The organism is Paenibacillus planticolens (genome assembly GCF_013141725.1).
Taxonomy (GTDB): domain Bacteria; phylum Bacillota; class Bacilli; order Paenibacillales; family NBRC-103111; genus Paenibacillus_E; species Paenibacillus_E planticolens.
This window is the reverse complement of the sequence record NZ_WHNZ01000030.1, coordinates 143,521-156,426: the sequence shown is the minus strand read 5'-3', so window position 1 is coordinate 156,426 and position 12,906 is coordinate 143,521. Positions and strand designations below refer to the sequence as shown.

General features: G+C 43.5%; 16 protein-coding genes. 15 read left to right on the top strand and 1 reads right to left on the bottom strand.

The features are described from left to right. The first annotated feature begins 9 nt into the window (after positions 1 to 9). The 12 genes from GC097_RS15300 to GC097_RS15245 all read left to right on the top strand — a co-directional run bounded on the left by GC097_RS15300 (position 10) and on the right by GC097_RS15245 (position 9,725). Positions 10 to 747: a LysM peptidoglycan-binding domain-containing protein gene (locus tag GC097_RS15300; protein ID WP_171684163.1), complete on the top strand. Its 738-nt coding sequence runs from the start codon at positions 10 to 12 to the stop codon at positions 745 to 747. Positions 748 to 823: 76 nt separating this feature from the next. Beyond that, a complete protein-coding gene (locus GC097_RS15295; protein ID WP_216625779.1) occupies positions 824 to 1,822 on the top strand; it encodes a phage late control D family protein in 999 nt (332 codons plus the stop codon). Continuing rightward, the gene (locus tag GC097_RS15290; protein ID WP_171684162.1) at positions 1,819 to 2,100 is read left to right on the top strand and encodes a hypothetical protein; all 282 of its coding nucleotides are present in this window, start codon (positions 1,819 to 1,821) and stop codon (positions 2,098 to 2,100) included. The genes GC097_RS15295 and GC097_RS15290 overlap by 4 nt, the downstream gene beginning before the upstream one ends. A gap of 6 nt (positions 2,101 to 2,106) precedes the next feature. Further along, positions 2,107 to 2,493 carry a contractile injection system sheath initiator gene (locus tag GC097_RS15285; RefSeq protein ID WP_171684161.1) on the top strand — a complete coding sequence of 129 codons (387 nt, stop codon included), beginning with the start codon at positions 2,107 to 2,109 and terminating at the stop codon, positions 2,491 to 2,493. Next, on the top strand, positions 2,486 to 3,529 hold the full coding sequence (locus GC097_RS15280; protein WP_171684160.1) for a baseplate J/gp47 family protein: 1,044 nt from the start codon (positions 2,486 to 2,488) through the stop codon (positions 3,527 to 3,529). The genes GC097_RS15285 and GC097_RS15280 overlap by 8 nt, the downstream gene beginning before the upstream one ends. Positions 3,530 to 3,559: 30 nt before the next feature. Beyond that, a complete protein-coding gene (locus GC097_RS15275; protein ID WP_171684159.1) occupies positions 3,560 to 4,114 on the top strand; it encodes a putative phage tail protein in 555 nt (184 codons plus the stop codon). A gap of 14 nt (positions 4,115 to 4,128) precedes the next feature. Next, positions 4,129 to 5,397 carry a hypothetical protein gene (locus GC097_RS15270; RefSeq protein WP_171684036.1) on the top strand — a complete coding sequence of 423 codons (1,269 nt, stop codon included), beginning with the start codon at positions 4,129 to 4,131 and terminating at the stop codon, positions 5,395 to 5,397. After that, positions 5,398 to 5,940: a DUF4376 domain-containing protein gene (locus GC097_RS15265; RefSeq protein WP_171684158.1), complete on the top strand. Its 543-nt coding sequence runs from the start codon at positions 5,398 to 5,400 to the stop codon at positions 5,938 to 5,940. 110 nt (positions 5,941 to 6,050) lie between these two features. Further along, positions 6,051 to 6,437, top strand: a complete 387-nt coding sequence (locus GC097_RS15260; RefSeq protein ID WP_171684157.1) for a hypothetical protein — start codon at positions 6,051 to 6,053, stop codon at positions 6,435 to 6,437. After that, positions 6,424 to 6,882 carry a BppU family phage baseplate upper protein gene (locus tag GC097_RS15255; RefSeq protein WP_171684156.1) on the top strand — a complete coding sequence of 153 codons (459 nt, stop codon included), beginning with the start codon at positions 6,424 to 6,426 and terminating at the stop codon, positions 6,880 to 6,882. Before GC097_RS15260 ends, GC097_RS15255 begins: the two co-directional genes overlap by 14 nt. Positions 6,883 to 6,898: 16 nt before the next feature. Next, positions 6,899 to 8,977 carry a fibronectin type III domain-containing protein gene (locus GC097_RS34725; RefSeq protein ID WP_171684155.1) on the top strand — a complete coding sequence of 693 codons (2,079 nt, stop codon included), beginning with the start codon at positions 6,899 to 6,901 and terminating at the stop codon, positions 8,975 to 8,977. A 16-nt stretch (positions 8,978 to 8,993) separates the two neighbouring features. After that, the gene (locus GC097_RS15245) at positions 8,994 to 9,725 is read left to right on the top strand and encodes an SGNH/GDSL hydrolase family protein (protein WP_171684154.1); all 732 of its coding nucleotides are present in this window, start codon (positions 8,994 to 8,996) and stop codon (positions 9,723 to 9,725) included. Here the strand turns inward: GC097_RS15245 and GC097_RS15240 are convergent. Then, positions 9,712 to 9,921 carry a hypothetical protein gene (locus GC097_RS15240; protein WP_171684153.1) on the bottom strand — a complete coding sequence of 70 codons (210 nt, stop codon included), beginning with the start codon at positions 9,919 to 9,921 and terminating at the stop codon, positions 9,712 to 9,714. The genes GC097_RS15245 and GC097_RS15240 overlap by 14 nt on opposite strands. A 399-nt stretch (positions 9,922 to 10,320) precedes the next feature. On the opposite strand from GC097_RS15240, the gene GC097_RS15235 reads away from it, so the two are divergent. From GC097_RS15235 to GC097_RS15225, 3 genes are all read left to right on the top strand, one after another. Next, a complete protein-coding gene (locus GC097_RS15235) occupies positions 10,321 to 11,538 on the top strand; it encodes an acyltransferase family protein (protein WP_171684152.1) in 1,218 nt (405 codons plus the stop codon). 69 nt (positions 11,539 to 11,607) lie between these two features. After that, the gene (locus tag GC097_RS15230) at positions 11,608 to 12,066 is read left to right on the top strand and encodes a phage holin family protein (RefSeq protein ID WP_171684151.1); all 459 of its coding nucleotides are present in this window, start codon (positions 11,608 to 11,610) and stop codon (positions 12,064 to 12,066) included. Continuing rightward, positions 12,041 to 12,787 (top strand): DUF1906 domain-containing protein, encoded by a 747-nt coding sequence (locus GC097_RS15225; RefSeq protein ID WP_246294263.1) that lies wholly within the window; start codon positions 12,041 to 12,043, stop codon positions 12,785 to 12,787. The genes GC097_RS15230 and GC097_RS15225 overlap by 26 nt, the downstream gene beginning before the upstream one ends. Positions 12,788 to 12,906 lie beyond the last annotated feature (119 nt).

The window sequence follows — 12,906 nt, the reverse complement described above, 5'->3', positions numbered from 1 at the left end:
GTGAAATTCATGCAGCTGGGCAGTCAATTTATACTGGGTGATTTTGTTTTCCCTATTGCCCCGAAGGGCTCCCTAGATTTCGACATGGACCGATCGATTGCCAAACTCGAATTTCCAGGAGGCCCGCCGGATTATCAAGATATGGGTATGGGAGAAAAACTGCTAGATTTCTCGGGAAGCTTTGTTGGCGATGAAGCTTTATCACACAATGATCAAATCGAGTCTCTCTGGTGGAGCGGAAAAGAGTTGACGCTCAGTTGCGGCGATATTCAGAAGACTGTACGGATTCAAAAGTACAGACCGCAGATTAAGCGAACAGACCGAGTCGATTACTCAATTTCCTTGATCGTTTGTTTTCCAGCGGACCAGTTGCTGGACATTTCGAATGTTGATGGTCAATCTTTTGTAGCGTCTGCTGCGAGCACCGTTTCGTATGATACGGGAGTATTAGTAGAGACGCTTGACCGCTCATACACAGTCAGGGCAGGGGACACTCTTTGGGGTATAGCTGCAAAAGCCGACGTTTACGGGGACGGCAGCAAATGGGAGATTCTCGCCAAAGGAAATGGCATTGACGATGAATATAGCCTGCAGATCGGACAGATAATTAAAATCCCATCAGGAGGAATGAACGCTCAGTCAAGCGTTGCAGTGGACAAGGCGATCTCTGAAAAGATCGTCCCTACTACCAGTCGAGCTGAGTTACTAAGGATGGGAGAAGGGGTTGGGGCAGTTGAGCTCTCCTAGAGGTTTAATTGAGGTCGACGGTCAGCTATTGCGGTGGCCGGACTTAATAAGTATTCGGGTTATTGGTACCCTTTATATGGCTGCCGATTCCTTCGAGGTAAAGGTTAATAATAGTTTAATGCTCTCTGATTGGTTCAAGAAGAATCAGGAGATAAAGATTTATCTGGGCTATGTCCAGGACCCGAACCGGTGGTATAAGAACGAACTTGAGCACGTGTTTACTGGGAAGATAGATGGGGTATCGCCTTCTTTCTCAGGAGACATGACATGTAGGATTATTGGCCGTGACTACTCAGCGCCATTCCTGGACACCACATTTACAGTGGCATATGCAGAAAGGACAGCGAGTCAGATCGCCTCTCTTTTGTGTAGCAAATACGGGTTGACTCCAAACATTACGTCAACGACTGAGATTATCGATCGAGACATGTACCAGAATAGAAAAGAGTGGGAAATCCTTCAATCACTAGCTGACCACGAAGGATTTATTTGCTATGTCGATAAAAATAAAACTTTCTACTTTGGACAAAGGGATCTTAGCGATGAGGAGATCGAGGCGAACCTGTTTTATAGAATGGGGTTTAAATCCAACTGCCAAATTGATTTTGATGATAATGCGGTGGATAGTTTTAACCAAGTAACTGTTCGACATTACACGCAAAAGCAGTTGATCGAGGGGACGGCGAAGAATGACACCCTCATAGAGTCAATGGGGCAGGTTAAAGAGCGCGTATACTACTCTTCGAAAGTAAAGACGCAAGCCGAAGCGAAGCAACTCGCGGATAAGCTGCTTCCCGAGTTCTCCAGGTATGTCATAACCGGCAAGGCAAGCAAAATGGCAGGAGTGCCAACAATTGCTTGTGAGAAAAAAGTGTCCGTAGCCGGCTGCGGTAGGTTCGACGGAAATTACTATGTTGAGCGATATGATCTCACATTAAATAAGCAAGGATTCCTTATGGGCTTGGATATAACAAGTTTGCGTCCTGATGAGGCTGAACAGTATCGGCAAGATCTTTATTCCTCTGATTCATCGATCCTGGGCAGCTCGAGGAAATTAGGAAGTGGAACCCTATGAAGCTGAACGACGCTTTACCCCAGTTTGGGATCATCATGGATGTCCAAGGCCAGACAGCACGGGTGTTTCTCCCTTTGGCCACTTTTGAGACAGGATACATACCTACGACGGTTTCAATCGATTCCAATATGATCGGGTGCGAAGTCGTTGTCATCTTCATCAACGGTAATAGAAATCAAGGGGTGATATTGGGGATACTGCAGGACGAGGGGCGGGTCTTCGTTTATCCGGACGGTACCGTAACGATTCGAGGTAAAACTACAACACAAAGTTGGTGATTAATGGTGAGTGATATTCTTTTGACAGACTTAGGTTCTGTAAACGGGGATCTTGCCGCAAACTTGCAGGGAGATTTAAACACTGTATCCGGCATTGAAAATCTAACAACAGCTTTACAAAGGCGCTTCGGGACACCTCTTGGGGCGTTGTTTTATGACACTACTTATGGAAATCCAGTGTTCCAACGTTTATCCTCTCCGATGGGGAAAAGTTTTGAGCAAGATGTTATCTCCGATGTATCCAGCTGCCTGCTAGCTGACTCTCGAGTTCAGAGTGTGCAGGTACGTGTTTTACTGAACCGCGAGGAAAAAACGGCAACATTCTATGTGTCCTTCATTGCAAAAGACGGTTCTTCCGGGTCGTTTGAACAGGCGGTGAGCATACGTGTTTAAATCTTATGAGCAGATAATGGCGGAGCTGCTTGCCGATCTCCCATCAACTTTGACGGATAAACTTCCCGGGTCGTTGACGTACACACTCCTTGCGGTGGTGGCCAGATCGCTGCGCATGGTGTGGTTTATGCTGGAGCAGCTTCTTAGTCTTTTCTTTGTTTCATCGTCAAAAGGGTCGTTTCTCGAACGTCGCTGTGCAGAGCGCGGAGTGATTAGAAAGCTCGGTACAACAGCACACGGAAAAGTCAATTTGACACGATCAACTCCTGCCCCAATAGGGACGACACTTACTAAAGGTACTCTTTTGGCAACGTTAGACGGCAAGATCATATTCACAGTAGACAATGATATTTCATTGCCAGCAGGCTGGACCACAATCCTTGCTGATGTGACTTGCACAACAATCGGCATAACCGGCAACCTGTCGCCTGCAACGCCTCTTCAAGTTGTCGGGGCCCAAGTAGTAGGTGTGCAAAATATCAAGGTAGGTACTGGAGGGTTGATCGACGGTACAGATAACGAAACGGATGAGCAGCTGCGAGCCAGGTACATTTTTACGATTCAGAATCCGCAAAATGGAGGCACTCCCGCTGACTACATTGTGTGGGCGATGGAGGTTCGAGGAGTAACCAATGCGATCTCTATTCCACTTAACCGCGGTAACGGTACGATCGATGTGGTCATTACTAATGGCGGCATTCCTTCAAATGAATTGGTCGATTCAGTTTCAGCACATATCAAGACGAAAAGTCCAGTAGGTGCTAACGTGCAGGTCATAAAACCAGTGCCGCGTTTGGTCGTCGTGGCAGGAACAATTATTGCGGCCCAAGGCTTCACCATTGATGGCCTTACGCCGCTTGTTAAACAGGCGATAGACTCCTACGTACGAAACGTACCGATCGGAGGTGTAGTCAGAATCACAGGGCTGATTCAAGCGATCTTGTCGGTCAAGGGGGTGTTTGACTTTGTCATGTCCGCTCCGACTTCGAACATTACACTTAACACCATAGAGCTCGCAATTTTCGATCAAGGATAATGATTAAATGACTGGAAAGGAGGGCTTGAGATGAAATTTTTTGATTTCTTTCAAAGTATTTTGCCTGGGTCATTCTTGCACAGCGCCTTCAAAAATACGGTGGGAATTTACAAAGCTGTCGGCCGGCAATTCGATGACCTCAAGGCCGCTGTTTCTGAAGCTCGGGATCAACTCTTTATTGACTCAGCAACGTACATGCTTCCCGTTTATGAAGCGGAATTTGCCATTCAGCTGTTGGACAAAAGTAATATCCCTGCTCGTCGGAATAACGTAATGGCGATGTCTCGCGGTGGGATCGGAGCCACTTCAGCTGATCTAAAGAGCATACTCCAAGCTTACGGTTACACGACCAATATTGTTGAGGATTTTGGGAATTACAAGGTAACGATTCAGTTTACAGACGTACGAGGGATCCCAAGCAATATTAACGATCTCAAAGGGCTCATGTCTCGATTTATGCCGGGGCACCTCCGCCTTGAGTGGCAGTACATCTATACTCAGTACCAAGAGTTCCAGCCATTCACGCACAATAAGATGCGTGGATTCACGCATGAATACCTTAGAAATCAAGTTCCCACGATGTAAAGTGAGGTGATCCTGTGTCCACAAATACAACGAATTACAGCTTCAAAAAGCCGGCGCAGACAGACAACTACAACGTTGATGATCAGAACGGTAACTGGGACTTGGCTGATACATCATTAAAGCAACAGTCCGATTTGCACAACACCCATAAGACGGCAGCCGTGCTGGACCATCCTGATGGTTCTGTAATAGATGCCAAGATCGGCAACCGTACAATTGACGACACTGTAACAGCTGCATCTGGTCCGGACACGCCGACGAGATTATGGTCAAAGCTTGCTAATATGATCAAAGCGATTACAGGTAAGTCGAATTGGTATACTCCGCCTGTAACGTCGATTGAGTCTTTAAATTCTAACAAAGCGCCTCTGGCTTCACCCGACTTCACAGGTACGCCAACTGGACCTACAGGTGCTGCTGATGAGTCTACGACTCAACTAGCTACAAAAGCCTTTGTAATTGGTCAGGCTGCTTCTACCCCTCCGGTTATGGACGGCGCTGCCACGGTAGGTTCGTCCAAGCGATATGCCCGCGCTGACCACGTCCATCCAACAGATACGACTCGAGCGGCAGCTGCTAGAAGCATTTCAGCAGGAGTTGGGCTTACAGGCGGTGGGGATCTAACAGCTGATCGTTCTCTTGCGGTTATTTTTGGCGGTAATGGGGCATCAAGCACGGCCGCAAGAAGTGACCATAATCATGACGCAGCATATTGGTCATTTAACAACTTATGTTGGAATAATGGGCAGTTAGAATATAACAATGGAGGAGTGTGGACTCCTGTGGGAAATAAATTTGACAAAACGGCGATGACAAGAATTTATAGTCCACTAGTTCCCAGTATGGTGGTAACCGGGACATATCAACCTGTATACAGCCTTACAGGTAAAGGATACATGGACTTTATACTAATGGAATCGACAGCTTCTGACCGTATACTTCTTAAAGTGACAGTAGACGGCGTAGTAGTATGGGAAGGTCTAGCCATAAATAACAACAATAGCCTATTCGGCATGGTTAACAATAGATTTTATAAAAATTTTGTAACTGCCGGTAATGGATACATGGTCCTTTTAGGTCATAACGGGCCTCTTAATTTAGGTCCTTCATATGTCGATTACCCTTACTATTCTCCGGGCGCAACACCTAGTGGTAACAGTCAACCGCTATCAGTACTAAACGATTCAATTTACTTTTCGAATAGTATCTTGATAGAAGCAAAAACATATAGTGGTGGAACAGTCGGAGCGTTAAAATATTACTATGAAGGGGGGAAAATGTAAATGTACTCTATCGATAACAGCAACGTGTATTGGTCTGCTGATGGCGAAATAAAGGTTATCGGAACAGAGTCTCGAATAGTAACAGAACGCATTGACTATGAAACGGTCGAGGATATTGTCTACATGTTTGACCTTGGGCTCGGTGAATATGTCGAGCAGTCACGGGAGACGCGGTATGAACCTGATCCCACTGTTAAATCACCTTTAGAACTAAAATTATCTGAACTCAATGCAGCTTGTAATGCTGAAATACTGGCGGGCTTCACATCTAATGCGCTTGGAACTGATCACACGTATGATTTTGATTATGATGCTCAAATCAACCTCGGCGGTATGCTGAACGCAATTACCGCGGGTCTTGTATCAGGTACCGTAATTTGGAAAGCATCTGGCATCCCGCAAGGGCACACGATTGATCAATTTAAAACTGTATTTGCTGATGGATTAGCTCATAAGAATACAAATATCGGGAAGTATTGGACTTTAAAAGCTGCCGCAGAAGCAGCTTCATCAGATGAAGAAATCAGGGATATCACATGGTAGGCCTGTATCCATGCGATGTCATTTTTGTAAAGCGCAGGCGCGATCCCACCTTTAAAGATCGAATTATAGAAGCATTAGTCAAATGGGCTACGAGAAGTGAATACTCTCACGTGGCCTATTTTGTTGCATCAAATACCACGTTCGAAGCTAATGCGTTTCGGCGCGCTGGGTACGGAGCATTAAGTGATTACTTGGAAATCGACGTTAAGCGTCTACGATTTACTGCTGAAGTACGCGAGCGAATCCTCAAGCGAATTGAGCGGACGAAAGGTAGTCCGTACGGTTGGGGGGAGGTGATTGCGCTGCTGTTCCGGGAGAGGTTTGGGATACCTATCTACTTCGATGACTCGAAATCCTATGAATGCGCGGAGCTACTGGTAAAGGCCGTTCATGAAGAAACAGGCATTTGGATCACCGATCAAACCACAGGGGACGTATCTCCCCAGGATCTCTGGGAGTCAGCATATTTGGAGGGGATAGGCATTGCACAATATTGAGATTGAATCTATCAGGAACATGGTTGATGCTTCTTTGGCTAAAGTAGAAACTCTCGCTTATTTTGTAGCCCCAGTTCAAAGTGTAGTTGAGAAAAAGGAGTTAGAGAGTAGTCGCCCCCTAAGGGTATTAAACATGAAACGACATGATACTCGAACAGCTATTAAGGCACAGTTAAAAACTCCAAAAGGTAACCCCGTAAATCTGACTGATTGTGAGGTCAAATTTACTATGGCTAAGGCTCGTGGAAATAGAGTCTTGATCAAACGTGAAGCTATTGTGTTGAACGAAAGCGACGGTTTGGTCTGCTTCGCCTTTGAACCAGAGGAGGCTGATGTACTGGGTCCAATGAGAGCAGAGTTTAAGGTGACTTACGCTGATGGAAGTACAGAGACTTTTCCCAATCAGGGATACCTTAATTTAAATTTTGAAGCTGACTTAGCGTAAAGGGAGGGCCGACTGAATGCCAGACAACGTAGAAAAAATGATAAAAATAGGACAGGACACTCCGCCTCAGTTTAAAAATAGACGGACAGGAAAATGGCAACTAGTAATGGGGGAAGACGAGGGATACTTGGTTAAATCCCCGAGCTTGGTAGCCAGTGGTCCGTTTAGCGGTACCGCCACAATGAATAAGGAATTTACCCGGGCTATGAAAGCCTTCGTTATTAGCAATGACGGTAATGCTAGCTTAACGATTACAATAAACGACGGCGAGGGGTCCGGAGACACTTATACAGTTTATGCCGGCGCAGTATTTGATGAAGTTTTGCCGCCATTTACAAGCATCACAATCAATACAAATGTGCCTTTTCAGGCTTATGGAAGGTACGAGCTGGGAAGTACGGCTACAATTCCAGAGCCGGAACCGGATATAACGCCACCGGATAACGTAACCAATCTCACTGTAACCAATCTTACTGCAACCAGTTTAACACTTCACTGGAACGCTTCCGCCTCTGATGATTGTGTAGGTTACGATATATTCCGCGGGCCTACTCAAATTACAAGCGTAACGGGCAGGATGGATACGACCTACAATGTTTCAGGCTTGACCCAAGCGACTCAGTATACATTTACCGTCAAAGCAAAAGATGCAGCTGGCAACATTTCATCCGGCACATCAACGACGGTCACGACGGCCTCTAGCGCCGATACTACGCCGCCTGAAAATGTAACGAACTTAACAACGGCAAATATCACACAAACGAGCCTGACGCTAAACTGGGCTGCTTCTGTTTCAAGTGATGTGGCATCCTATGATATCTATAATGGGTCTACCTTTTTAGCGAACGTCACAGCAACGACTTATAACGTTAACGGGTTGGCCGCATCTACAGCTTATACTTTTTGGGTGAAAGCAAAAGACACGAGCGGCAATGCCGCAAGTGGAACAAGTGTCAATGCTACAACTAGCGCACCGGAAGTGGATACCACTCCACCTACCAACGTTACCAACCTTACTACAAGCGGATTGACTCAAATAGGAGTTACGCTCAATTGGGGAGCAGCGACGGATAATGTGGGAGTAACGGGCTACGAAATCTATAACGGAGCAACCAAGGTGACAACCGTCTCCGGTACAACTTTGACGTATAACGCAACAGGGCTTACGGCATCCACTCAGTATACGTTCACGGTCAAGGCTCGGGATGCAGCAGGGAACGTGTCTTCTGGAACGAGTGTTACTGTTACAACCGCTGCGGCACCTCCGAATCCTGTTACAGGACTGACGGTCGGCACAGTTACGAGCAGCTCAGTACAATTGACGTGGACTGCTAACGCTGATCATTACGAAGTATCGTACAGCACAGATGGGACGAATTACACTGTAGCTAACGGGAACGTTAAAGGAACTTCTTTCACTGTTACCGGACTAAACGCTAGCACGATATACACAATCAAAGTAGCAGCTTTAGATGCATCTAATAACCGATCTACAGGTAATCCGACAGTTCAAGCGACTACAGCGGCATCCTCAGGAAGAACTCTCGTGGCTTCTGATAACTTTAACAGGCCCAACGGAGCTATTGGTACTGCAGTAACGGGACAATCATGGAATGCTGGAGGAGCAGACACACCTCCAACTATTATCAGTAATAGAGTCGGCTTTGCTACCGGCTCCACCAACTTTCCTAGTATTGACATTGGGGTTTCTAATAACTTTGACGTTGAAATGGATTTCATTCTGCCATCTTTATTGACAGGTAACATTTCCGGTGTTTCTGCCAGAGTTAATGCATCAAATAACCAGTGTTTGATTTTTGGAGCTTCAACTAACGGTACTAGAGCTGGGTTTCTCACTACACTAACAGGTGCTTCAACAACTCCTACGACTGTAAATTTTTCTTTTGTAATTGATCAGGTGTATCGCTTAAAGCTTGAAGTTAGAGGGAATGTTTACAAGGGCTATATTGATGGTGTGCTGATTCAAACTTACACAGATGCCAATAATATCGGGTTGACTAACACTAAACACGGATTTGTTTTCTATACAGCTGCCGCACCAAGAGGGGATAATTTTGAAATCTATACGGTATAAGGGAGGCATTTGAAGCATGGGTATTACGAAACCTAGCGGAGGCAGTGGTTCAGATGTTCAACCCAGTTCTATAAACGGAAACATTAAAATAAATGGAGCAGAGACCAAAGTATATAACGATGCGGAAATTAAGGCACTTATTTCTTCGGGTGGACTCGCTCCATATATCTCCGGCAAAAAAATAAATGCCATTGGCGACAGCATGACGCAAGGCAAAAACACTGGAACTATTGGATGGACGGATTATCTACAAACAAAATATAACTGTACTGTCAGAAACTATGGAGTTAACGGTAGCACATTTACTGATAACTCAACCACATTCTCAATGTCTTATCGTTGGCCATCAATGGATAATGATGCAGACATCATTATTGTATGGGGCGGTTTTAACGATATTAATCAAGGCAAGACTCTGGGAACATTCACTGATAGGGTAGCGACAACGTACTATGGCGCCCTCCATTTAATGCTTGATGGATTGCAAACAAAGTATACAGGCAAAAAAATCTTTATCGGAACAATTCTCGATATGCAACACACATGGGCAACGGTAAAAAGTTTTAATACCGCTATTCGAGAAGTTGCAGAATATTGGGGTGTTCCTGTAATAGAACTAGCATCCGTTGGATTTGGGTCCCGCAACGCTTCGGTAAAGGAAAGTATGGTTCCAGATAACGTTCACCCCAATAATTTAGGAAATGTATTTATTGCGGAAGTGATGGCTAAGTCTATTAACTCACATTAGGCTTTTTAACTAACTTGCCAGTTACGCGAAAACCAAAAAAAGTAATGCAGCCGCTTGGACATTTATCTTCACCGAGTTTATAGCTCCATCTATCATCACCCCAAGCATGCTCTCCTTCCGCGCGCCATATTGCTTTGCATTTAGGGCATTTAAGTGTATCGATATCTGGGTTACTAGACTGTATTATTTGTGGCATTTAGTCACTCTCCTTTTCTGCCTACTTTGTAAGTTTTTGAACTTTGCCCCTAACACGAAATCCGAAAAAGTTAAAACAACCACAAGGGCAAAAATAATCATCATAATCTATGTACTGCCAGGAATCCAAAACAAAATCTCCTTCGGCACGCCACAGAGCATTACATTTGGGGCATTTTAGGGTGTCAACATTAGGATTATCAGATAGTAAGACACTGGACATACAGCTGTTCTCCAATCAAAAATAATATGCCTTTGAAACAATTTGTATCATGGTATCCCTAATATTGTCAATCAATATAACTAAGGCAACGTGAAAATGTAAATTGAAAAATATGACAATATCTGATATTCTTTATAAAGAACGAGATGTTCTTATTATGGAATATGGGGTTGGAAAATGAGTAAAACATATAGTAATTTCTCAAAGATCAACGAATTGTTAGATGGAAAAGTATCTTATTATTTGGATTTCATACGTGGGTTAGCTGCAATTCTAGTATTAATGGAGCATATGGGGTCGCGATTGTTTGTAGGTTATGGATATTTACAAAATCCGAACGCCTACGTTAAATTACTTTATCTACTTAACTTGCTGGGAGGTCCATCAGTTGTAGTGTTTTTTGTTCTAAGTGGTTTGTTTATTTCGAGATCTGTCCTAAAAGCAATATTTGAAAATAAATGGTCTTGGAAATCATATCTTGTTAGTCGATTATCTAGATTATACATTGTACTAATTCCGGCGTTATTGCTAACATGTATTGCAGATTACTTCGCCATTAATTATTTTAATTATCAAAGATACATTGATGACTACTATTTAAATGTCAAAGAGTTCTTTGGAAATTTGTTTTTTCTGCAGAACTTTTATGTTCGTTCATATGGGTCGAATGGGCCGTTGTGGAGCCTAGGATATGAGTTTTGGTACTATATGCTATTTCCATTATTAATCATGATGCTCCGAAACCAGAGAAAAGTGATAAAAATTGTATGCCTTATCATTGCTCTAAGTATTTTGTTCGTCGTTGGGAAACGTACAGATTCGTATTTCTTAATATGGTTAATTGGAACGATCGTTCTTTTTTTGCCGAGTATTCGTTTAGCAAAGAACAAAATTTTTATGTTTATGTCTTTCTTAATATTATGTTTTGCGATGATTTTGAGACCGTTAGTGGGTAACGGAAGATTGTTTATTGATCATCATACAGATAACTTATTTTTTGTAGATATTTTAATTGGGTTATCAATGGGTCTTCTTATCTACACATTGTTGCACGTTAATACAAAGAATAAAGAAAACGTAATAACGAATAAATGGTTTGAAAAAAAATCGAAGTTGTTAGCTAGTTTTTCATTTAGTCTATATTTAATTCATTACCCAATTATTAACCTTGTATATTTTTGGGCTGCTAAAAATGGCTTTACTGGATTTCAACCTAACCTCCTATCTGTCTTAATAGAGATAATGATGATAGTTTTGATGTGCATGATTGCTTTTCTATTCTCAAGAATCACCGAAGCACGAACTAATGTTATAAGAACATTTATCATGAGCAGAATTGAAATGTCTAAAATCAATAAGCACCAAGTGAAAGAAATGAAAAGTTGGAAGCAATAATTTAACTAAATAAAAGTAAAGTAAGCTCCGAGCCGATCGGGGCTTATTTTAATTTCGGGAGAGTGAACCATGTTTAAAAGAATATTAACCGAAGGATTAGGATTACCAACCACACAACATGCTGCTGCTTTAACCGCGTCATCCGGAGTAATCGGAGCAATTCTCATATATGCCTATGGGGGGTGGTCAGAATTGTTAGGATTATTTTTCTTGGCGATGGCGATTGATTATGGATCTGGTATTGCAGCTTCTATAAAAGAGAAAAGTGGACTAAGCAGCAAGATTGGTTTCCTTGGGATCTTCAAGAAATTCCTCATGGCTGTGATTGTCGTGATGGCGCATAGGATGGATATCTTGCTTGGCTCCGATCTCATTATGAATGGGGCTATTTGTTTTTATTTATCAAACGAACTCATATCAATTGCTGAGAATTATGGCCGCTTGGGACTTCCGATGTTCCCAAAATTAAAGGAGATTATTCAAGTTTTGAAAGCCAAGGGGGATGGATCAAATGATAAAGGGATTTGATTGTTCGACTCCATTAACCACTAAAACGGCTGCTGCATTCGCGGCAGCTGGGTATGCATTTGTTGCCCGATATCTGGTTCCGTCCGGATATAGCAAGGCGCTGACCCGGGCCGAGGCAGAGCTTATTAATAAAGCGGGTATCAATATTATCTCAGTGTTTGAGACAACCGCTAATCGAGCACTCGGTGGTCGTACCGCAGGCATTAACGACGGTTACACTGCGATCGAAGTGGCGAAGCAGGTTGGGCAGCCCGAGGGCTCTACGATCTATACTGCCGTGGACTTTGAAGTTACAGCCTCTCAGATGCCCGTTGTGCTCGAATATATTAGAGGTTTTAGCGAAGCTACTCCGAAATACAATACTGGCGTATACGGCTCGTATAGCGTGATTGAGGCGGCTAAATCGGTACGAGTATGCTCGAGGTATTGGCAAACTTATGCATGGAGCGGTGGAAAAAAATCGGGCGGAATTCATATCTACCAATACAAAAACGATATCACCGAGAATGGTATCGGGGTGGATCTGAATGAAGGATATGAAGGGTTTGGTGCTTGGAATGCATTACGAGTTGAGGAGGTAAAGATTATGTTATCCATTGGAGATGCAAATAAAATCATTGCTGTTTTGAAAGCTGTTTACGAGTTAGCTCCTAACCCAGAGATCGGACGATTAGCTGATGCATTACGCGTTGCATCAGGGCAGCCTAAAGAAAATTCATAATGGAGCATCAAAGCCCTCATTGGTCTAAAACGACTAGTGGGGGCTTTTTTTTATTATTTTATTTTTTGGGACAATTTGTTATATTATTGTGGACAAGAAAACCGAATATTATTCGGGAG